This is a genomic window from Halomonas sp. MCCC 1A13316, assembly GCF_014931605.1.
Lineage (GTDB): Bacteria > Pseudomonadota > Gammaproteobacteria > Pseudomonadales > Halomonadaceae > Halomonas.
Map to the genome: position 1 here is coordinate 631,935 of NZ_CP053382.1, position 21,738 is coordinate 653,672.

At 66.4% G+C, this 21,738-nt stretch carries 19 protein-coding genes and 1 pseudogene; 15 read left to right on the plus strand and 5 right to left on the minus strand.

Going from position 1 to position 21,738, the window contains the following annotated elements; all coding sequences use genetic code 11:
• Positions 1-23 precede the first annotated feature (23 nt).
• Positions 24-1,862 carry a sodium-extruding oxaloacetate decarboxylase subunit alpha gene (gene oadA, locus HNO52_RS02935; protein ID WP_197567592.1) on the plus strand — a complete coding sequence of 613 codons (1,839 nt, stop codon included), beginning with the start codon at positions 24-26 and terminating at the stop codon, positions 1,860-1,862.
• 12 nt (positions 1,863-1,874) lie between these two features.
• Positions 1,875-3,197, plus strand: coding sequence for a sodium ion-translocating decarboxylase subunit beta (locus HNO52_RS02940; protein WP_197567593.1), 1,323 nt, complete (start codon positions 1,875-1,877; stop codon positions 3,195-3,197).
• A 68-nt stretch (positions 3,198-3,265) separates the two neighbouring features.
• On the opposite strand, the pseudogene HNO52_RS02945 reads toward HNO52_RS02940, so the two are convergent.
• From HNO52_RS02945 to HNO52_RS02965, 5 genes and pseudogenes are all read right to left on the minus strand, one after another.
• A pseudogene (locus tag HNO52_RS02945) lies at positions 3,266-4,337 on the minus strand (gamma-glutamyltransferase family protein); the annotation flags it as partial.
• 27 nt (positions 4,338-4,364) lie between these two features.
• The gene (locus tag HNO52_RS02950) at positions 4,365-4,895 is read right to left on the minus strand and encodes a chromate transporter (protein WP_197567594.1); all 531 of its coding nucleotides are present in this window, start codon (positions 4,893-4,895) and stop codon (positions 4,365-4,367) included.
• Positions 4,892-5,476 carry a chromate transporter gene (locus HNO52_RS02955; RefSeq protein ID WP_197567595.1) on the minus strand — a complete coding sequence of 195 codons (585 nt, stop codon included), beginning with the start codon at positions 5,474-5,476 and terminating at the stop codon, positions 4,892-4,894. Before HNO52_RS02955 ends, HNO52_RS02950 begins: the two co-directional genes overlap by 4 nt.
• A 102-nt stretch (positions 5,477-5,578) precedes the next feature.
• Complete coding sequence (locus tag HNO52_RS02960) at positions 5,579-6,196, minus strand: IMPACT family protein (protein WP_197567596.1); 618 nt, start codon at positions 6,194-6,196, stop codon at positions 5,579-5,581.
• Complete coding sequence (locus HNO52_RS02965) at positions 6,196-6,675, minus strand: LexA family protein (protein ID WP_232090495.1); 480 nt, start codon at positions 6,673-6,675, stop codon at positions 6,196-6,198. The genes HNO52_RS02960 and HNO52_RS02965 overlap by 1 nt, the downstream gene beginning before the upstream one ends.
• Before the next feature lie 203 nt (positions 6,676-6,878).
• Between HNO52_RS02965 and ccmA the strand changes: the two genes are divergently transcribed.
• From ccmA to HNO52_RS03030, 13 genes are all read left to right on the plus strand, one after another.
• Positions 6,879-7,523 (plus strand): cytochrome c biogenesis heme-transporting ATPase CcmA, encoded by a 645-nt coding sequence (ccmA, locus tag HNO52_RS02970; RefSeq protein WP_197567597.1) that lies wholly within the window; start codon positions 6,879-6,881, stop codon positions 7,521-7,523.
• Positions 7,510-8,247 (plus strand): heme exporter protein CcmB, encoded by a 738-nt coding sequence (gene ccmB / locus HNO52_RS02975; protein WP_167112238.1) that lies wholly within the window; start codon positions 7,510-7,512, stop codon positions 8,245-8,247. Before ccmA ends, ccmB begins: the two co-directional genes overlap by 14 nt.
• A gap of 14 nt (positions 8,248-8,261) precedes the next feature.
• A complete protein-coding gene (locus HNO52_RS02980; protein WP_197567599.1) occupies positions 8,262-9,002 on the plus strand; it encodes a heme ABC transporter permease in 741 nt (246 codons plus the stop codon).
• Entirely contained in the window at positions 9,002-9,241 is a 240-nt protein-coding gene (gene ccmD / locus HNO52_RS02985) for a heme exporter protein CcmD (protein WP_197567601.1), read from the plus strand. The genes HNO52_RS02980 and ccmD overlap by 1 nt, the downstream gene beginning before the upstream one ends.
• Complete coding sequence (gene ccmE / locus HNO52_RS02990; protein WP_197567603.1) at positions 9,231-9,734, plus strand: cytochrome c maturation protein CcmE; 504 nt, start codon at positions 9,231-9,233, stop codon at positions 9,732-9,734. The genes ccmD and ccmE overlap by 11 nt, the downstream gene beginning before the upstream one ends.
• Before the next feature lie 12 nt (positions 9,735-9,746).
• A complete protein-coding gene (locus HNO52_RS02995) occupies positions 9,747-11,753 on the plus strand; it encodes a heme lyase CcmF/NrfE family subunit (RefSeq protein ID WP_197567605.1) in 2,007 nt (668 codons plus the stop codon).
• Complete coding sequence (locus HNO52_RS03000; protein WP_197567607.1) at positions 11,750-12,277, plus strand: DsbE family thiol:disulfide interchange protein; 528 nt, start codon at positions 11,750-11,752, stop codon at positions 12,275-12,277. The genes HNO52_RS02995 and HNO52_RS03000 overlap by 4 nt, the downstream gene beginning before the upstream one ends.
• Positions 12,268-12,735: a cytochrome c-type biogenesis protein gene (locus HNO52_RS03005; protein WP_197567609.1), complete on the plus strand. Its 468-nt coding sequence runs from the start codon at positions 12,268-12,270 to the stop codon at positions 12,733-12,735. Before HNO52_RS03000 ends, HNO52_RS03005 begins: the two co-directional genes overlap by 10 nt.
• Positions 12,732-13,961, plus strand: coding sequence for a c-type cytochrome biogenesis protein CcmI (ccmI, locus tag HNO52_RS03010; protein ID WP_197567616.1), 1,230 nt, complete (start codon positions 12,732-12,734; stop codon positions 13,959-13,961). The genes HNO52_RS03005 and ccmI overlap by 4 nt, the downstream gene beginning before the upstream one ends.
• A 5-nt stretch (positions 13,962-13,966) precedes the next feature.
• On the plus strand, positions 13,967-17,461 hold the full coding sequence (gene smc / locus HNO52_RS03015) for a chromosome segregation protein SMC (RefSeq protein ID WP_197567623.1): 3,495 nt from the start codon (positions 13,967-13,969) through the stop codon (positions 17,459-17,461).
• Between the two features lie 225 nt (positions 17,462-17,686).
• Positions 17,687-19,219: a cell division protein ZipA gene (gene zipA / locus HNO52_RS03020; protein WP_197567625.1), complete on the plus strand. Its 1,533-nt coding sequence runs from the start codon at positions 17,687-17,689 to the stop codon at positions 19,217-19,219.
• A gap of 102 nt (positions 19,220-19,321) precedes the next feature.
• Complete coding sequence (gene ligA / locus HNO52_RS03025) at positions 19,322-21,385, plus strand: NAD-dependent DNA ligase LigA (RefSeq protein ID WP_197567627.1); 2,064 nt, start codon at positions 19,322-19,324, stop codon at positions 21,383-21,385.
• Positions 21,382-21,654 carry a YheU family protein gene (locus HNO52_RS03030; protein WP_197567629.1) on the plus strand — a complete coding sequence of 91 codons (273 nt, stop codon included), beginning with the start codon at positions 21,382-21,384 and terminating at the stop codon, positions 21,652-21,654. The genes ligA and HNO52_RS03030 overlap by 4 nt, the downstream gene beginning before the upstream one ends.
• The last annotated feature ends 84 nt before the right edge of the window (positions 21,655-21,738 follow it).

Below are 21,738 nucleotides of genomic sequence, written 5' to 3' on the forward strand. Positions count from 1 at the left end.
ACGCCATCTACGGGGTCATCTTCATGAGTGAGACCAAGCGCCCGCTGGGCATCACCGACGTCGTACTGCGCGACGCCCACCAGTCGCTGTTCGCCACCCGCATGCGGCTCGACGATATGCTGCCGATCGCCGAGAAGCTCGACCGCGTCGGTTTTTGGTCGCTGGAATCCTGGGGCGGCGCTACCTTCGACGCTTGTATCCGCTACCTCGGCGAAGACCCGTGGGAGCGGATACGGGCGTTGAAGGAGGCCATGCCCAACACGCCCCAACAGATGCTGCTGCGCGGCCAGAACCTGCTCGGCTACCGTCATTATGCCGACGACGTGGTCGACCGCTTCGTCGAGCGCGCCAGGACCAACGGCGTCGACGTGTTCCGTGTGTTCGACGCCATGAACGACCCGCGCAACCTGGAGCGGGCGATCAAGGCCGTGCGCAAGGCGGGCGGTCATGCCCAAGGCACCATCTCCTACACCGTGAGTCCGGTGCACACGCTGGATAGCTGGGTGGAGCTCGCCGAGACCGTCGCCGACATGGGCGCCGATTCGCTGGCGATCAAGGACATGGCCGGGCTGCTGGCGCCCTATGACGCCTTCGAGCTGGTCTCGCGGCTGAAGAAAGCGCTGTCGATTCCCATCCATATGCAGTGCCACGCCACCACCGGCATGTCCACCGCTACCATCCTCAAGGCGGTCGAGGCCGGCATCGACAACGTCGATACTGCCATCTCCTCGATGTCGATGACCTACGGCCACAGCCCCACCGAATCGGTAGTGGCGATCCTCAAGGGCACCGAGCGCGACACCAATCTCGACCTCGAACTGCTCGAAGACATTGCCGGGTATTTCCGCGAGGTGCGCAAGAAATATGCCGCCTTCGAAGGCTCGCTGAAGGGCATCGACTCGCGGATCCTGATCGCCCAGGTGCCGGGTGGCATGCTCACCAACATGGAAGGCCAGCTCAAGGAGCAGGGCGCCGGCGACAAGCTCGATGACGTGCTCAGCGAGATACCGCGCGTCCGCGAGGACCTGGGCTTCATCCCGCTGGTCACGCCGACGTCGCAGATCGTCGGCACCCAGGCGGTAATGAACGTGATGATGGGCGAGCGTTACAAGTCGATCTCCAAGGAGGTCCAGGCGCTGCTCAAGGGCGAGTACGGCTCTGCCCCGGCACCGTTCAACAAGGAGTTGCAGAACCGCGTGCTCGAGGGCGGCGAACCGATTACATGCCGCCCCGCCGATCTGCTCGAGCCCGAGATGGAGCGCTTGACGGTCGAGCTCAAGGAGAAGGCCAAGGCCGACGGCATCCGCCTCGCCGAGGGCGAGCGTGAGATCGACGACGTCTTGACCTACGCGCTCTTCCCGCAAATCGGGCTGAAATTCCTCAAGAATCGTGACAACCCCGACGCCTTCGAGCCGGCGCCCCAGGCGCCGGGCAAGGAGACGGCCAGTGCCGGCCTGCCGGTGGCGGGTGGGGCCGAGGCCAAGGCGCCGGTGGCACAGGCCGCAGCACCTGCCGGCCCCGAGACCTATACCGTCAAGGTCAACGGCAAGCAGTACGTGGTCGAGGTCGCCGAAGGTGGCGAGATCGGCGCCGTGACCGAGCAGCCAGGCCAGCCGGCTGCCCAGCCTGTCGAGAGCGCCCCGGCCTCATCCGGGGCGACGATCGCCGCACCGCTGGCCGGGAATATCTTCAAGGTCAACGTGCGCCCCGGCGATACGGTCAAGGAGGGGGATGTGGTGATCATCCTCGAGGCCATGAAGATGGAGACCGAGGTGCGGTCGGCGAGTGCCGGGACCGTCTCCGACGTCAAGGTTGGCGAAGGTGACAGCGTCACCGTCGGCGACACACTGATCGTTCTCTAAGGGTCGATACCAATGGACAAGCTAGTGACCCTGTGGGAGGGCTCCGGCCTCTACAACCTGACGCTGGGCCAGGCGGTCATGCTCGTGGTGGGCCTGCTGCTGCTCTACCTGGCCATCTACAAGAAGTTCGAGCCGCTGCTGCTGGTGCCGATCGGCTTCGGCGGCATCCTGGCCAACATCCCCGAGGCCGGGCTGGCGCTGTCGGCGGCCGAACAGGCGGCGCACCTGGCACGCCCCGGCGTGTTGGAGCAACTAGCCGCAGTGCTCGACGTGGAGCTGACCACCGGCGCCTCCATCGACGCCTGGCGCCATGCCATCAGCGCGGCACTGCATGGCGATATCACGCCCCAGGCCTATCGGGCGGCCAGCGACGTGGCGCTGGACGCCGGCTACGTCAACGGCATGCTGTACCAGTTCTACAGTGTGGCGATCGCCTCCGGCATCGCACCGCTGGTGATCTTCATGGGTGTCGGGGCGATGACCGATTTTGGCCCGCTGCTGGCCAACCCGCGGACACTGTTCCTGGGGGCGGCGGCGCAGTTCGGCATCTTCGCCACCCTGCTCGGTGCAGTCGGGCTCTCGGCGCTCGGCTGGATGGACTTCTCGCTCAACCAGGCCGCCGCCATCGGCATCATCGGCGGCGCCGACGGCCCCACCTCGATCTATGTGTCGAGCGTGCTGGCGCCGGAATTGCTGGGGGCCATCGCCGTGGCGGCCTACGCTTACATGGCATTGGTGCCGCTGATTCAGCCGCCGATCATGCGCTTGCTCACCACCCAGCGCGAGCGTGAGATCGCCATGACGCAGCTGCGCCCAGTGTCCAAGCTCGAGAAAATCGTCTTCCCGGTATCGCTGCTGCTGCTGGTGGCGCTGTTCCTGCCCGACGCCGCGCCGCTGCTGGGCATGTTCTGCTTCGGTAACCTGATGCGTGAGTGCGGTGTGGTCGAGCGCCTCTCCGATACCGCGCAGAATGCGCTGATCAACATCGTCACCATCTTCCTCGGTCTCTCGGTGGGCTCCAAGCTGATGGCCGAGAGCTTCCTGGCGGTAGAGACGCTGGGCATCCTGGGGCTGGGGATCGTGGCCTTCGGCATCGGTACCGCGGCCGGGGTGCTGATGGCCAAGCTGATGAACCTGGTCAGCCACATGCCGATCAACCCGCTGATCGGTTCGGCCGGCGTCTCGGCGGTGCCGATGGCGGCGCGGGTCTCCAACAAGGTGGGGCTCGAGGCCAACCCGCACAACTTCCTGCTGATGCACGCCATGGGGCCCAACGTCGCCGGGGTGATCGGTTCGGCGGTGGCCGCGGGGGTGATGATCAAGTACCTCAGCTAAGCGAGAGAAGGCTGAGAACTCCAACGGCGCCCCACGGGGCGCCGTTGGTATTTACGGGCAGGACATCGCTACCAGGCCAGCACGGCGCCGTCGGTACGCGGCTCGGTGCCGCCGCATAGCACGCCGCTGTCGCAGTCGCGCAGGATCACCTGGCCACGGCCGAAGCTCAGCGAGTCGGTGCGCTTGACGATGCGGTGGCCGCGCCGCGCCAAGGCCTGAGCGAGGTGGTCGGGGAAGTGCGGCTCGACCTCGACGGTCCTGCCCCGGGCCCACTTCCAGCGCGGCAGGTCGAGCCGCTTGGGGGTTGAGGCGATCGTCGATCATGGCGGTGACCACCTGAACGTGCCCCTGCGGCTGCATGAAGCCGCCCATCACGCCGAACGGCCCCACTGCCACGCCGTCGCGGGTGATGAAGCCCGGAATGATGGTGTGGTAGGTACGCTTGCCCGGCGCCAGCGCATTGGCATGGCCGGGTTCGAGGGAGAACGAGAAGCCGCGATTCTGCAGGCTGATGCCGGTGCCCGCGCGGGCCTGGAGATAATCGTCGGCCAGCAGTTGCTCCACGCTCGGCCCCATGGCCTTGCGCTCGGTGACATAGCGCAGCCCGTCGACGTAGCCCAGCTTGGTGGCCTCGATGCGCCGGTGCAGGGTCTCGACCGGGTCGCGCCCCTCCTCGTCCAGGCGCTCGAGCATGCCCAGCGCCTGCAGCGCGATCAGCCCGCAGCCGTTGGGCGGGAGCTCCTAGATATCGTAACCCCGGTACCGCGTACCGATCGGTTCGATCCACTCGGGTTCGAAGGCGGCCAGATCCTCGCGCCGCAGCAGGCCGCCATGCTGCCGCATGAAGGTATCGATGCGCTCGGCCAGTTCGCCGCGATAGAACGCTTCAGCGTGGGTTGCGGCGATGGCGCGCAGGGAGTCGGCGTGGTCGGGTGCCGCCCAGCGCTCGCCGGCCCGAGGTGCGCGGCCGTCGGGGACAAAGGTATCGAACCAGGGACGCAGGGCGGAATCGTTGCTGCTGCGATAGGCCTCGAAGGCGTCTTCCCACATGCGGCTGACGGTCGGCGAGACGGGGAAGCCTTGTTCTGCCAAGGCGATAGCCGGGGCCAGCAGGTCGGCGAAGGCCAGCTTGCCGAAACGCTATGCCAGCGCCGCCCCGGCACCGGGTCAGCCGAGAAAGAGGCCGCCATAGACCAGTGCGGCCAGGATCACGAAGGCAGGGTGGGTGCGAAAGCGCAGCAGGCCGATAGCGGCCACCGCGGCGATCAGCAGCGTGTGCAGCGGACCGGCACCTTCCAGTCCTGTACTGAAGAAGCTCCAGGTCAGCCAGGCCATCATCACGGCGATGACCGGGCGTACCCACTGGCTCATGCGCTTGACGCGCGGCGAGTCGCGATGGCGATAGAGCAGCCCAAGCGCCCCCAGCATCAGCAGCAGCGATGGCACCACGGTGGCCAGCACGGCGATCAGGGCGCCGCCGACGCCGGCCACGTCGTAGCCCACATAGCCGGCCATCTTGGTGGCGATGGGACTCGGCAGGGTGTTTCCCAAGGCCAGGGTTTCGGCAAACTCCTGGGCGTTCATCCAGCCATAGCGGCCCACCACTTCCGCTTCGATCAAGGGAATGATCGCCGGGCCGCCACCGTAGCCTACGATGTTGGGAATGAAGAAGGCGAGGAACAGCTGCCAGTAGATCAAGGGCTCGTCTCCTTGTGCTTTGCCTGGCGCTTGGGCAGCGGGCAGAGCAGGGCAACCGCCAGCAGTGCGCCGATGATCAGACCGGGGTGAACTCCTGCCAGATAGATCAAGGTGGCGGCCACCGCCGCCATGACCAGGCTGGCGATCCAGCCCAGGGCGAGCCGCGACTTGTTCCAGAAATCCAGCGTCAATTGGCCCATCATGACCATCACCACCGGCACGACCGCCTGACCCATGCCTCGGATCCAGGCCACGTCGCGATAGCGGTTCAGGGTAGTGAGCAAAACGATCATCGCCACGATCATGGGCAGGATCACGGCGCCGACAGCAACCGCGCAGCCGAGCGTGCCGGCCAGCCGAAAGCCGATATAGCCGGGCATCTTGGTGGCGATGGGGCCGGGCAGGGTGTTGGCAATGGCCAGGATGTCGGCGAACTCCTCGTCGCTGAGCCAGGCGTGACGCTTGACCACCTCCTGCTGCACCAGGGGGATCATCGCCGGGCCGCCGCCGAAGCCGAACAGGCCGATGCGGGCGAAAGCCCAGAACAGGGCGCCGAGTGGCGCCTTGGCAGGCGGCGTCATGGAGACTCCTCATTCACGGGGACGAAGTGCATGGTCGTTGCTTCGGAAGGTCTACCCTACTCGCTCAGTGACGCGCAAATGGTAGGGTGGCCCGGGCCGGGGCTAGTCTTCGATCAAGGCAAGCCTGCCGCGCAGGCGGGCCTCCAACGGTGCCACGTCGACCACGACGTTACTTGGCCAGCCCACGGTGAGCAGCACCCCATCGCTTGCGTAGTCGACCGCTTCGACCGGCACGTCATGGCTCTCCAACCAGGCGCGGGCTTCTGCCTCGCCGGCGAAGTCGACCCTGAGGCGCAGCGAGTAGCGCTCGACTACCTCGCGACGGGGCAGGGTTTCCAGTCCTTGGCTTACGGCCTGGGCGTAGGCGCGGGCCAGGCCGCCGGTGCCGAGCTTGGTGCCGCCGAAATAGCGCGTCACCACGCAGCCCACCTGGCCCAGCCCGGCGCCCGCCAGTACTTGGAACATGGGGCGCCCCGCGGTGCCGCCCGGTTCGCCGTCGTCGGAAAAGCCGATGGCGTTCTGCTCCCCCGGCGGGCCGGCGATGAAGGCGCTGCAGTGATGGCTGGCGTTGGGGTGGGTACGCCGGGCCTCGGCCAGGACCGCCTCGAAGGCGGCCGCATCCGGGACGTGGCAGAGCCAGGCGATGAAGCGGCTCTTCTCCACTTCGGTGACGCTTTCCCACCACTGGCCGGGTGGCAGATCGGGCACCGGATAGCGCATCAGTGGGTCAGCTCGTGCCGATCCTGCTGGCGCACCACGCCCATTACCATGCCGAGTACCTGAATGTCGCTGTTCTTGAGATAGATGGGCGCCATGTTCTCATTGGCCGGCTGCAGGCGGACGCCACTCTTCTCGATGTAGAGCTTCTTCAGCGTGACCTCCTGCTGGTTGATCAGCACCACGGCGGTTTCGCCGTTCTCCGCACTCTCCTGGCGCTCAATGATGATCACGTCACCATCGAAGATATTGCAGTCGATCATCGAGTCGCCGCGTACTCGCAGGGCATAAGTATTACGCCGGACCATGCAGGCGGGGGCATAAACGGTGCCGCCGCTGGGGCAGGCTTCGATCGGTAGGCCCGCCGAAACGTCTCCCAGCAAGGGAATCTCGGTGAGATCGGTGGCATCCACGCTGGCCCAGGAGGTGGCGATGGGCAGGTTGGGGCGTCGGTACAGGTACTGCATGGAAGGCGTTGGCATTGTCGTTCCCCCCTCTTTGCGACCCTGTTGAAATGTACAGGTATCTTGCATCATACCAAGCGAACGGCGAGTGGCAAGTTTTGCAGACGTATCTTCGCCTTGACCTGTGGCAAGGGTGGCGCCGTGACGCACCCGGTTCGCTAGCGGCTACAAGCCTTTCCGTGTAGCATTTCCGTCGAATTCAGCCTTTCTGGAGAGTGCCGTTGAGCCTGCGTCTGCAAGCGCAAAGCCTGGCCTGCGAACGTGATGACCGCTGGCTGTTCCGGGGGTTGGATCTGGATATTCGTGCGGGCGAGATCGTGCGTGTGGAAGGCCCCAACGGCAGTGGCAAGACCACTCTGCTTAAGATCCTCTCCGGCCAGCTGGCCGATTACGAGGGCGAACTGTTCTGGGATGAACGGCCGATGCGCAAGGCGCGCGACTCCTTTCTCGCGAGCCTGCTCTATATGGGCCATGCGCCCGGCGTGAAGGCCGCCCTCACGCCACTGGAGAACCTGACCTGGTACCAGGCGCTGGCCGGTCAGTCGGGGGGCGAAGCGGCACGCTTCAGAGCCCTGGAAGAGGTCGGCCTGGTCGGCTTCGAAGACGTGCCGGCCGGACAACTCTCCGCCGGGCAGCAGCGTCGTGTGGCGTTGGCCAGGCTGGTGCTCACACCGCGTCCGCTGTGGGTGCTCGACGAGCCCTTCACCGCCATCGACCGCGACGGTGTTGCGGCGCTGGAGCGGCGGTTGATCGAACACGCCCGCGGCGGCGGCTGCGTGCTGGTCACTACCCATCACGAACTGACGCCGTGTGCCGAACTGCGCCGCGTTCGCCTCGGCGGGGGAGGGGGGGATGCCGGCATCTGAAGGCTCGCTGAGCGAGGAGGTCGAGGTGGCTCGCGAGGAACCTCGAGGCGGTCTCGCTGTCGCAGTGTGGGCAACGCTGAAGCGGGATCTGGTATTGTTGCTGCGCCGCCGCAGCGAAGTACTGAACCCCCTGGTATTCTTCGCCATCGTCATTACCCTGTTTCCGATCGGTATTTCCCCCGATCCCGCGTTACTGGCGGCCATCGCCCCCGGTCTGCTGTGGGTGGCGGCGCTGCTGGCGGCCCTGCTGTCGCTGGATAGCCTGTTCCGCGCCGATTATGACGATGGCTCGCTGGAGCAATTGCTGCTGACGCCGCAGCCGCTGGCGCTGCTGGCCCTGGCCAAGGTGGCAGTGCACTGGCTGCTCACCGGCCTGCCCCTGGCGCTGATGGCTCCCGTGCTGGGAATCATGCTGGCGTTGCCGGCGGGTAGCTATGTCATCTTGGGCGTCTCGCTGGCACTGGGCAGTGCCAGTCTCAGTCTGATTGGTGCCATCGGAGCGGCGCTGACGGTGGGGCTCTCGCGTGGCGGCGTGCTGCTGTCGCTGCTGGTGCTTCCCCTTTACATCCCGGTGCTGATCTTCGGCGCCGGGGCCGTCCAGGCGGCCATCTACGGGGATGGCGTACTGGCGCATCTGGCGATTCTCGGCGCGCTGCTGGCGCTGGCCCTGATCCTGGCGCCGCTGGCAATCGCGGCATCGCTGCGCATCAGCATCAATGGTTGAGAGGTTGACGAGGCATGTGGGCTTTCATTAACAAGCTGCGTTCCCCCAAGTGGTTCTACGCCATCAGTGCACGCCTGCAACCCTGGTTCTGGTTGGCGGCGCTGATCCTGATCGTGACCGGTACCATCTGGGGACTCGCCTTCGCCCCGGCCGACTACCAGCAGGGCAACAGCTTCCGCATCATCTACGTGCACGTTCCGGCCGCCTTCCTGGCCCAGTCGATCTTCGTCTCGCTGGCAGTGACGGGCCTGGTGTTCATGGTATGGAAGATCAAGATCGCCGACATGGCGGCCACCGTGATGGCGCCGCTGGGCGCCGCCATGACCTTTGTCGCGCTGTTCTCCGGGGCGGTGTGGGGCGTGCCCACCTGGGGCACCTGGTGGATGTGGGACGCACGTCTGACCTCGATGCTGATCCTGCTGTTCCTCTACCTCGGCGTCATCGCCCTGCGCGGCGCCTTCGCCAGCCGCGACAGCGCCTCGCGCGCCGCCTCGGTGCTGGCCATGGTCGGGGTCATCAACATCCCGATCATCAAGTACTCTGTGGACTGGTGGTACACCCTGCACCAGCCCGCCACCTTCACCGTCACCGGGCGTGCCGCCATGCCGATGGAGATGTGGCTGCCGCTGCTGATCATGGTGCTGGGCTTTTACTGCTTCTTCATCGCCCTGACCCTGATGCGCACGCGCAGCGAGATCTTGCGTCGCGAATCCAGCAAGCGCTGGGTGCGTGAGCTGGCCGAGGAGGCGAACTGATGGCGTTCGAGACCTTCCGTGAATTACTCGCCATGGGCGGACACGCCACTTACGTCTGGTCGGCCTGGGGCCTGACCGCCGTGCTGCTGCTGGGTGCCGTACTGCACGCCCGCTTCGAGCGCCGCCAGGTACTGCGCCAGCTGCGCCGTCGCGTGCGCCGCGAGGCCCATCAGGCCGGGCACAATGCCGGGGCCCAACCGATTCAAACTAGCAGGGGTAGAAACACCAATGAGGCCTAAACGTAAACAGAAGCTGTTCATGGCCCTGGGCCTGGTATCCCTCGCAGCGATTGCCGTGGGGCTGACGCTCTATGCGCTGCGGGCCAATATCAATCTGTTCTTCAGCCCGATTCAGATCGTTGCCGGAGATGCCCCTTTCGAACGCCAGCTGCGTGCCGGCGGCATGGTCAAGGAGGGTAGCGTACGGCGTAACCCCGACAGTCTCGATGTCGAGTTTACCGTGACCGACTATGTCGAAGAGGTACGCGTGCATTACAGTGGCATCCTTCCCGACCTGTTCCGCGAAGGGCAGGGCGTGGTGGTGGTCGGCCAGCTGCAGCGCGACGGTTACATTAGGGCCGACCAGGTACTGGCGCGCCACGATGAGAACTACATGCCCCCCGAGGTGTCCGAGGCGCTCGAAGCGGCCGGCTACTCGCCCGCCGACTACCAGGCCAAGGCCGCCGAGGTGGCCGAGCGCGTCGAAGAGCGGGACGGCGCCAGCCAGAATTGATCCGGAGACGACATGTTCATTCGCTTGATCCCTGAAATCGGCCATTTCGCCCTGGTCGTCGCCATGCTGATGGCGGCGGTGCAGGGCGTCATGCCGCTGGCCGGCGCCGCGCTGCGCCGGCCGCTGTGGATGGCCTATGCCCGGCCCATGGCCGCCGGTCAGTTCCTGTTCGTGGTCATCGCCTACCTGTGCCTCACGGCGAGCTATCTGTTCGACGACTTCAGCGTGGCCAACGTGGCCAACAACTCCAACTCGATGCTGCCGTGGTACTTCAAGCTCAGTGCCGTGTGGGGCAACCATGAGGGCTCGGTGTTGCTGTGGAGCCTGATGCTGGCCGGCTGGGGGTTCATGGCAGCGAGCTTTTCCCGCGAGCTGCCGCGCGACATGGTGGCGCGCGTGGTCGGTGTGCTGGGCCTGGTCGGGGTGGGCTTTCTGGCATTCGTGCTGGTCACCTCAAACCCCTTCGAGCGCCTGCTGCCGAACGTGCCGAGCGACGGCGCCGATCTCAACCCGCTGCTACAGGACATCGGCCTGATCCTGCACCCGCCGATGCTCTACATGGGCTACGTGGGCTTCTCGGTGGTCTTCGCCTTCGCCATTGCCGCCCTGCTCGGTGGCCGTCTCGATGCGGCCTGGACCCGCTGGGCGCGACCCTGGACCAACCTGGCCTGGGCCTTTCTCACCGTGGGTATCGCGCTGGGTAGCTGGTGGGCCTACTACGAGCTGGGCTGGGGCGGCTGGTGGTTCTGGGATCCGGTCGAGAACGCCTCGCTGCTGCCCTGGCTGACGGGCACTGCACTGATGCATTCGCTGGCGGTTACCGAGAAGCGCGGCTCGTTCAAGAGCTGGACCGTGCTGCTGGCGATCTTCACCTTCTCGCTGTCGCTGCTGGGCACCTTCCTGGTGCGCTCCGGCGTGCTGACCTCGGTGCACGCCTTCGCCAACGACCCTGCGCGTGGCTTCTTCATCCTGATCTTGCTGGGCATCACCGTGGGGCTGTCGCTGCTGATCTTCGCCCTGCGTGCGCCGCGCGTCAGCCACCGTACCGGCTTCAACTGGCTGTCGCGCGATGCCCTGTTGCTGATCAACAACATTATGCTGGTGATCATGACCGTCACCGTGCTGATGGGTACCGTCTATCCGCTGCTGCTCGACGCCCTCGACCTGGGCAAGATCAGCGTGGGCCCGCCGTACTTCAACGCCCTGTTCGTACCGCTCACGGTGATCATGTGCGTGTTCATGGGCATGGGGCCGACGGCACGCTGGAAGCAGACCGACCCGCGCCTGCTGATCAAGCGGCTGTGGCTCGCCGGCGTGGTGGCACTGGTCATTGCGGCGGTCATGCCGTTCGTCATCGGCGGGGAGTGGAACGCCTGGGTCGCCCTCGGCCTGGTGGCAGCGATGTGGATCGTGCTGCCGACGCTGCGCGATCTCTACGACAAGACCCGCCGCGCCGAGTCGTTCGGCGCCGGGCTGCGCAAGCTGTCGCTGGCCTACTGGGGCATGCAACTCGGTCACCTGGGTGTAGCGGTCACCATCATCGGCGTGGCGGTGGTGTCCAACTTCGAGATCGAGCGCAACGTGCGCATGGCGCCCGGCGACAGCGTCGAAGTCGCCGGTTACACCTTCACCATGAACGAGCTGACCAGCCGCCGCGGGCCCAACTACATTGCCGACGGCGCCGAGATCGAGGTGCGCCGCGGCGACAGCCGGCGCAGCTTCTTTATGAATCCGGAAAAGCGCGTTTACATTGCACGTGGCATGCCCATGAGCCAGGTGGCGCTGAGCCCCGGCCTGTTCCGCGACCTCTACGTCGCCATGGGCGAGGACCTGGGAGACGACAGCTGGGCCATGCGCGTGCAGTACAAGCCGTTCGTGCGCTGGCTGTGGCTCGGTGCTCTGCTGATGGCGATCGGCGGCGTACTCGCCGTGGTCGACCGGCGCTACCGGCGTCTGGCCACGTCACGCGACCCCGAGGACAGTTCCCGCGAAGGCGCGAAACGGGAGGCCACGGCATGAAGCGTCGCCTGCTGTTGATGCTGCCGCTCATCGGCTTCCTGGTGCTGGGCGCGTTTCTCTATCAGGGCCTGTCATTGAATCCCTTTGAACGCGAATCGGCGTTGATGGCGCGGGAGTTTCCCGCTTTCGAGCTCCCCACCCTGGAGGACCCCGAGCGAGTCGTGGACGAGTCCCTGCTCAAGGGCGAAGTGACGCTGGTCAACGTCTGGGGCGAGTGGTGTCCGACCTGCAAGCAGGAGATGCCGCAGTTGCTCGACCTGGCCGATCGCGGCGTGCGTCTGGTCGGTGTCGACTACAAGGACACCCGCGAGAAGGGGGAGGAATTCCTCGCCGAATTCGGCAACCCGTTCGAAGTCAATGTTTTCGATGCCGAGGGCACCCTGGGTTTTGATCTGGGGGTCTATGGCGCACCGGAAACCTTCCTGGTCGATCGGGATGGCGTGATCCGCTATCACCATACCGGTTACATCAAGCCGGAAGATGTTCACGACGTGATTCTGCCGGAGGTGGATAAATGGCAGTGATACGACTGCTCTTCGTGATGCTGCTCCTGGCCGCCGGCATGGCTCATGGCGGTGCCGTCGAGGTACGCGAGTTCAGCAATCCGGTACTCGAACAGCGCTACCAGAGCCTGACGGCCTCGATGCGCTGCCCTAAATGCCAGAACCAGGCGATCGACGATTCCGACTCCCCGATCTCCAAGGACATGCGCGAGCGGGTCTATGCCATGCTGCAGGATGGCCGCTCGGACATCGAGATTCGCAACCACATGGTGCAGCGTTTCGGCGACTATGTGCTCTATAACCCGCGCCTGGAAGGTCGCACCTACCTGCTGTGGGGGCTGCCTGCCGCTCTGGTCGTGGCCGGCGGTATCCTGGTGATGCTGCTGGTACGTGCGCGGCGCAACGCCTCGGTGCGCGCCCTGGACGACAACGAGCGCCGGCGCCTGGAATCGCTGATCAACCGGGGAAATGACCAATGATTGCATTGTGGTTAGCCTTCGGCCTGCTGCTGCTGCCGGCACTGTGGCTGCTGGTGGCGCCGCTCAGGCGAGCGCGTCTGGTACACGACGCCCAGGCCAGCTTCGAAGCCAACGACCGCGCAGCCGAGCAGAACGTGGCGATCTATCGGCGCCGGCTGGCATCGCTGGAGGCGGCGTTGGAGCGTGGCGACATAGACCGCGCGCAGTTCGACGAAGATCGCCTCGAACTCGACCGCAGCCTGCTCGAGGATACCGAGAACCTGTCTCGCCCCCCGCTGCATTCGCCCACGGCCGGGCGCTTCGCAGTGCCTGTCGTGGCGCTGGCGTTGGTGATCTCGGCCATGCTGTGGTACCAGCACGAAGGCGCCGAGGGCGACCTGCGCCTGTTCGACGCGTACCAGCAGAGCGACTCGCTGCCGGCCCTGCTGGAGCGTCTCGAGCATGAGGCCCAGCGTCAGCCGGACAACGCCAACGTGTGGGCCTCGCTCTACCCGCTCTATCGCGACTCGGGCCAGGGCGAAGCCGCCATCGAAGCGCTGGACCGCCTGATCGCACTCGAGGGGCGGGTACCCTCGCTGCTGGCACAGAAGGCCCAGCTGATGTTCTTCATGGCCGACCGCACCCTCACCGACGAGGTCCAGGCGCTGGTCGACGAAGTCGTCGAACGCGACTCCCGGGAACCGACCATCTTCGGCATGCTGGGCGTGCACGCCTTCGACAGGGGCGACTACGAGCAGGCCATCGAACACTGGCGTCGGGCCATCGCCGGCATGTCCGACTCCGGTTCCGCGCAGGCGCTGCGCCAAGGTATCCAGGTCGCCCAGCAACGCCTCGGCGTCTCTCCCGACGAGCAGGAGGCGGTTGCCCAAGGGCCCGGTGTGCGAGTGCGCGTCAGCCTCGATGAAAGCCTCGAGGGCTTGCTCGACGAGGACACTCGCGTGTTCGTCGTGGCCCGCGATATGGCGGGCGAGTTGCCGCCGCTGGCGGTCGCCCGGATGACGCTCGGCGACCTGCCGACCACGCTGGTGCTCGACGACCGCCACGCCATGTCCGATGCCGCCAGCCTGTCCCAGGCCAGCGAGGTGCGCTTGATCGTGCGCGTGACCAAGAGCGGCGGGGCCACGCCCGAGACCGGCGACATGTACGGCGACAAGGAAGGCGTGCCGGTCGGTGACGTCGAGGATCAGGAACCCGTGCAGGTCGTGGTCGACCGTGTCATAGAATAGCCGGGATGCGACTCACCTCGATCCGTCTGAGCGGCTTCAAATCCTTCGTCGACCCGGTCACGGTGCCCTTCGACGGCAACATGACCGCCATCGTCGGTCCCAACGGCTGCGGCAAGTCGAACATCATCGACGCCGTGCGCTGGGTCATGGGCGAATCCTCGGCCAAGACCCTGCGCGGCGAATCTATGACCGACGTCATCTTCAACGGCTCCACCGCGCGCAAGCCGGTGGGGCAGGCCGCCATCGAGCTGCGCTTCGACAACAGCGACGGCACCATGGGCGGTATCTACGCCCAGTACGCCGAGATCGCGGTCAAGCGTCAGGTCAGCCGCGACGGCCAGTCCAACTACTTCTTCAACGGCCAGAAGTGCCGCCGTCGCGACATCGCCGATCTCTTCCTCGGCACCGGTCTCGGCCCGCGCTCCTATGCCATCATCGGCCAGGGCATGATCTCGCGGCTGATCGAGGCGCGTCCGGAGGAGCTGCGCGCCACCCTCGAAGAGGCCGCCGGCATCTCCAAGTACAAGGAGCGCCGCCGCGAGACCGAAAACCGCATGCGCCGCACCCGTGAGAACCTCGAGCGCCTGGATGACATTCGCGAGGAGCTCGACAAGCAGCTCGAACGCCTCCGCCGCCAGGCCGAGGCCGCGCGGCGTTACCAGACCCTCAAGGAAGAGGAGCACCGACTCAAGGGCGAGCTGGCCCTGTTGCGCGGCCGAGCCCTGCGCGCCCGCCAGCGTGAGGAGGAGCATCGCGTTCGCGAGCTGGAAACCGCCGTCGAGCGCGAGATCCTTGGCCTGCGCCAGTGCGAGACCCGCCTCGAGGAGGCGCGCGCCGATCACGACAAGCTGGCCGAGACCCTGGAGGCGCGCCAGGCGCGCTTCTTCGAGACCTCGGGCGCCATCGCCCGGCTGGAGCAGAGCCTGGAGCACGCACGCAGTCGCGAGTGGCAACTGGCCCGCGACCTGGAGAGCGCCCAGCGTGAACTTGCCGAGCTCGACCGCCTGGGCGAGGACGACCGTGAACGCCTGGTGCGGCTCGACGAACGGCTCGAGACCCTGGTGCCGGAGCAGGAAGAGCTTGCCGAACAGCTCGCCGAGCTGGAAGCGATGCTGGAAGAGGCCGAGCCTACCGCCGAGGAGGCCGAACAGGCCTTCGAGACCTTCAGCGAAGGCTGGCGCGAGGCCAGCCGCGACGCCGAGCGCAGTCAGGACCGCCTGCGCGAACTCGAGAACCGCCTGGCCCGGCTCGAGGCCGATGCCCAGCGTCGCCGCCAACAGCAGCAAGAACTGCCGGACCTGGGCGAGCTGACCGCCAGGCGCGACGAGCTCAAGGAGCGCCTGGCCGAGTTCGCTCTCGAGCAGGAGAGCGTCGAAGCCCGCCGTGAGCAGCTCCAGAGCAGTCGCGACAGCGCCCGCGAGACGGCGGCCACGCTGGAGCGTGAGCGCGAAACCGAGCGCGCCCGGCGGAGCACGCTGCAGGGCGAACTGGCCTCGCTCGAGGCGCTGATCCAGGCCGCACTCACCGATCCCGACGAAGCGCTGGCGGAGCATCTGCAGACCCATGGCCTGGGCGAGGCGCCGCGGCTGGGCGAGGCACTCGACGTCGACCCCGGCTGGGAAACCAGCGTCTCCTGGGTGCTGGCACTCTGGCTCAAGGCGCGCCTCGCCGACCCCGATAGAGCCCGCGAGGCCAGCGCCATGCCGCCCGCCGAGCTGGGCGCGCTGTCACCCGATGGCACGGCCGAATTCCAGCCACACAGCCTGGCCGCCCGGGTGCGCGGTGCCGGCGCCGCCGCGGCCTGGCTGGCGCCGATTCGCTGCGTGGACGAAGACCGGCAGGCCTGGGCCGAGCGTGGAAGCCTGGCGGCCGGCGAGAGCCTGATCACGCCGCAGGGGCTGTGGCTGGGGCGCGACTGGGTGCGCCATCGCGGCCAGGGGGCCGGGCCCGATGCACTGCTGGTCAGCCGTCGCCGATTCGAGGAGGCGGCGCTCGAGCTCGACGAGATCGAGACTCGCCTGGCAGCACGCGATCAGGCGATCGAAGTGGAACGCGAACGCGCCGAGCAAGCCGAGCGCGAACTCGATGCCATACGTCAGGAGGAGCGACACCTGGCCGGCGAACAGCAGCAACTGGCGGTGCAGGACAGCGGCCTGGGCAGCCGTCTGGAGCATCTGCAGAGCCGGGCCGGAGAGCTGGCCGAGGAGCTGGCGGGGTTGGACGAGGCCCGCGAGGAGGCGCGACTGACCATCGAAGAGGCGCGCGAGCAGTGGCAGCAGGCCATGGCGCGGCTGGAGGAGGGCGCCGAGCAGCGCGAGCGGCTGGAGCGGGCGCGAAGTGAAGCTCGCGAACGCCTGGCCGGCCTGCGCGCGCGGCAGCGCCCGCTGAACGAACGGGTGCAGCAGCTGGCGCTGGAGCATCAGCGGCTCTCGACCGAGCGCGCCGGCCTGGCCGAGCAGCAGGGGCGCAGTGGTGATGTCCGCGAGCGTCTGTTGGTGCGCTGCGAGGAGCTGACCGAGACCCTCGAGCAACTGCGCGAGCCCGACGAGGAGCAGCGCGAGAAACTCGACGAGCTGCTACACCGGCGCGAAGGTGACGAACGCTCGCTCAACGAGGCCAAGGCGCGTGCCGCCGAACTGGTGGAGCGGCTGCGCGAGGACGAGCTGGCGCGGCAGAACCACGAGCGCAACCTGGAGGGTATCCGCGAGCGCCTGCAGGAGGCGCGCATGCAGGTGCAGGCGCTGGCGCTCAAGGCCGAGACCCAGGACGAGCAGCTCGCCGAGCTGGGTCATCAGGCCGCGACGCTGGAAGAGAACCTGGATCTCAACGCCACCGAATCGGCCTGGCAGACCCGCCTGGAGGAAGTCGGCGAGCGCATCCGCCGCCTCGGCGCCATCAACCTCGCGGCGATCGAGGAGTACGACCAGCAGGCCGAGCGACGCAACTATCTCGAGGCGCAGCAGTCGGAACTCAACGAGGCGCTGGATACGCTGGAGCGGGCTATACGTCGCATCGACCAGGAGACCCGTACCCGTTTCCGCGACACCTTCGAGCGAGTCAACCAAGGCCTGCAGTCGCTTTTTCCGCGAGTCTTCGGTGGTGGAACCGCATGGTTGACGCTGACCGGTGAGGATTTGCTCGACACCGGGGTCGCGATCATGGCGCGCCCTCCTGGAAAGAAGAACAGCACCATTCATCTTCTCTCCGGTGGGGAAAAGGCATTGACGGCTCTGTCGCTGGTCTTCGCTATCTTCCAGCTCAATCCGGCGCCTTTCTGCATGCTCGACGAAGTCGATGCACCGCTTGATGATGCCAATGTCGGACGCTATGCCAAACTGGTGAAGGACATGTCCGAGTCGGTGCAGTTCATCTATATCACCCATAACAAGATCGCCATGGAGGCCGCCGAAAGACTAATGGGGGTCACCATGCAAGAACCCGGGGTCTCGCGTCTGGTAGCCGTCGGTGTAGAAGAGGCGGCGGCGCTGGCCGAGGCTTGAAAGGACTTGCAAGCGGGCGACAAACGCGATATCAGAAGGCACATCACGGTCATACCGCAGATTAAAAAAGCGAATTGACAGGGAAAGGCGCAGGGTCGATTTGACTCTCAGGCGATAATGCCGGGGCTTGACAAACAAAAAAAGTGGCCCTTTTTCTGCCAATCGCGCTATGCTGTTCACGAACATCCATCCGGCATGGCGCCCTAGTGATAGGCAATACGACCCATGGAACTTAGAGAATGGCTGATCATTCTGGGGCTGGCCCTGGTAACGCTCATCGTGATAGATGGTGTGCGTCGCCTCAAGCGTCAGCGCCGAGTGCCCCGCCTGGACCAGGTAGGGGATAACAACAATCCAGGTAATGGCCAGGCAGTGGCCGATGCTGAAGGCAACGACAACCCGGAGTTGCCCAATGGCGGCGCCCGTATCGTCAAGCCTGCCAGCTACACCCAGGTGCAAGCGAAACCCAAGCTCGAACGCCAGGAACATCCCGGGCCTTCGCGGGTGCTCGCTGGTCTGAAGGGTGGCAGTATCGAGCCCAGGCCTATGCCGAACCCCGACTCCGGTGCCACCGCGACGACGCGTCCGGTGGCTTCAGCCATGCCGCAAGAGTCGCCCTCGGCCGAGCCCGTCACTGCTCAGGCGAGTGGAAGAGATGAAGGAAGGGATGTAGAGGAAGCGCCCGCAGCAGCTTCGCCGCCACAGGACGAACCACAGGCGCGCCAAGAGCCGACCCTTTCCGCTCTGGAGGAAGAGGCACCGGTCGCCGAGACCGAGCCGTTGGCTGCCGATCCCGCCGACCACGATCCCCACCATGACGACGACGAGCGCTATCGGCTGGTCGATCTCGAGGGCATGGGCGATTCGTTCAAGAGCGGTTCTCGCCGCATGGGCGAGTCGGTTCAGCGTTTCGGGCTCTCCATGCAGCAGCGCATGGCCAAACGCCGCGAGCAGAAGCGCGAGGAGAAGGAGCGCCGCGAGCAGGCACGTGCCGAGAAGACCGCGCGTGAAGCTAATCAGCGCCGCGAGGCCGCCGAGGCCCAGGCCGCCAGAGAGGCCGAGCGCCAGCGCCTGGAAGCCGAGGCCATCGAGCTGGCCGACGACGACGACCCGCTGTTCGCGCCGCCGCGCTCACGGGCGGCAGAGCGCGACCGCTCGGCCTATGCCGAGCCGGCGGCGTCCGATCATGGCGAACCGACGACCGCGGCAGCCGAGGCGATCAACGACGACGACGTGGTTCGCACCCATCCCACACTGGCCCGGGCGCTGCGCCACAACGTCAACGCCGAGCGCGCCCGCGACACTCTGAGCCAGGCCGACGAGATCATCGTCATCAGTGTGCTGTCGCGCGACGAGGAAGGCTTCTCGGGAGAGGCGCTGCTCAATCTGATGCTGGCCTGCGGCCTGCGCTACAGCAGCGACATGGGCATCTTCCACCGCTTCGAGACCGAGGACCCCGACAGCGAGCTGCAATTCTCGATGCTCAACGTGGTCAAGCCGGGCACCTTCCCGATCGAAGCGATGGACGAGTTCCGCACGCCGGGCATCACCCTGCTGATGCCGCTCCCCGGAGCGCTGGATACGGCCGCCGCCTTCGAGGCAATGGTCGAGACCGCCATGGTCATCGTGCGCAACCTGGGCGGCGAGCTGAAGGACGAGAACCGCAGCGTGATGACCGCGCAGACCGTGGAGTTCGCCCGCCAGCGCGTGCAGGAGTTCGAACGTCGTAACCGCCTCAACCGTTACCAGGTGAACTGACGCCTGACCGCGTGCCATGCCGCACCCGTCGACAACCCCGTGAGCGATCACGGGGTTGTCGTGTTGAGGGCGGTAGAAATCCTCTTCGAGACAGACAGACGCATGAGCCAGCCCGAACAGAAAACTCTCGATGAAGTCGCCAAGCTGCGCGCCGAGCTCGACGACGCCAACTACCGCTACTACGTGCTCGACGAGCCGCAGCTCACCGATGCCGACTACGACCGCAAGCTGCGCCGCCTGCAGGAGCTGGAAACCCATTACCCCGAACTGGTGACGCCCGACTCGCCGACCCAGCGGGTCGGGACACCACCCGACGCCGGCTTTCCCGAGGTTGAACACGCGGTGCCCATGCTGTCGCTCGACAACGCCTTGAACGAGGGGGAGGTTGAAGCCTTCATCAAGCGGGTGGCCGAGCGGCTGGAAACCGACGGCGAGACGATTCGATTCTGCTGCGAACCCAAGCTCGACGGCGCCGCCGTGTCGCTGGTCTACGAGCAGGGCGTGCTGATAAGCGGTGCGACCCGTGGCGATGGCCGCACCGGCGAAGGCATTACCTCCAACTTGCGCACGCTGCGCTCGATCCCGCTCAAGCTGCGCGGCGACGTGCCCGAGCTGATCGAGGTGCGCGGTGAGGTCATCATGAGCCACGCCGGCTTCGAGCGGTTGAATGACCGTGCCCGTGAGGAGGGCGGCAAGGTATTCGCCAACCCGCGCAACGCCGCGGCGGGCAGCCTGCGTCAGCTCGACCCCAGCGTCACCGCCACCCGCCCGCTCGAGTTCAGCGCCTACCAGGTGGCACGCATCGAGCCGGCTCCGGGCGATGCCAGCCACAGCGAGCTGATGGCACATCTCAAGATCTTCGGTTTTCGCAGCAGCGCCGAACTCCAGGTAGTCACGGGCAGCCAGGGGGTTATCGACTACTGCCGTCGGTTGGGCGAGCGGCGCGACGGCCTCGGCTACGACATCGACGGCGTGGTGATCAAGGTCGACGACCTGCGCCGGCAACGCGAGCTGGGCTTCGTTGCCCGCGCGCCGCGCTGGGCCATCGCCTTCAAGTTCCCCGCCCAGGAGGAGACCACGCGGCTCAACGACGTCGAGTTCCAGGTCGGCCGCACCGGGGCGATTACCCCGGTGGCGCGGCTGGAGCCGGTCTCGGTGGCCGGGGTCACCGTCTCCAACGCCAGCCTGCACAACGCCGACGAGATCGCGCGTCTCGGCGTGAAGATCGGCGATACCGTGGCGATTCGCCGGGCCGGCGACGTCATCCCCCAGGTGGTGCGGGTACTGGAGCAGCAGCGCCCCGCGGATGCTCGCGAGATCGTCTTCCCCGGCCGCTGCCCGGTGTGCGACTCCGAGATCGAGCGTCTCGAAGGCGAAGTGGTGGCGCGCTGCTCCGGCGGACTCTACTGCCCCGCCCAGCGCAAGGAGGCGCTCAAGTACTTCGCCTCGCGCCGGGCCATGGATATCGACGGCCTGGGCGAGAAGCTGATCGATCAACTGGTCGAACTCGATTGGGTCAAGACCCCGGCCGACCTGTTCCGGCTCGATGCCGAGCGCCTGGCGGAGCTTCCGCGCATGGCCCGGAAATCTTCCGAGAAACTGGTGGCCGCGCTGGAGAAGGCCAAAAGAACCACGCTGCCGCGCTTCATCTTCGCACTGGGCATCCGCGAGGTGGGCGAGGCCACGGCGGCCAACCTGGCACGCCACTTCGGCACCCTGGATGCGCTGATGGAAGCCGAACTGGCCGAACTCGAGGCGGTGGAAGACGTCGGGCCGGTGGTGGCCGCCCACGTGCACACCTTCTTCCGTCAGGAGCACAACCGCGAGACCATCGAGGCGTTGCGCGAGCTGGGCGTGACCTGGGCCGAGGAGAGCGTCGGCGAGCGCCCGCAGCCGCTGGCCGGCCAGACCTGGGTGCTCACCGGCACCCTCGAGGGCATGACCCGCGACGAGGGCAAGGCGCGCTTGCAGGCACTGGGCGCCAAGGTGGCCGGCAGTGTATCGAAGAAGACCGCCGCGGTGGTCGCCGGCGAGGCCGCCGGCAGCAAGCTGGCCAAGGCCCAGGAGCTCGGCGTGGAAGTGCTCGGCGAGGAGGGCTTCTTGAAGCGCCTCGAAGCCTGGGAAAGCGGTGAAGGCAGTGAAGCGAACAGTAAGGAGGGGCAATGAACGATGGCCGCTTTATCGAGGTGCCCTACCGCATGCTGCCGGGCGAGACCCTGGACAGCCTGCTCGAGGCCTTCGTCACCCGCCAGGGCTATGACACCACCGACACCGGCGAGGGCATGCGTGGCTGGGTCGCCCAGCTCAAGCAGCAGCTCGAGCGTGGCGAGCTGCTCATCGCCCACGACCTGCAGACCGAGACCACCGAAGTGATGACGCTGGTCCAGTGGCGCGCCTTCGGGCGCGACCTGGCCGACGACGAGGAGGAGGGCTAGGCAGAAACCGGTGCGGTGGAGTTTCGGCGCGAATGCTGCGCTGCACTACCAATGTCCAACAGTGGCCGAGCGTAAATGTAACGG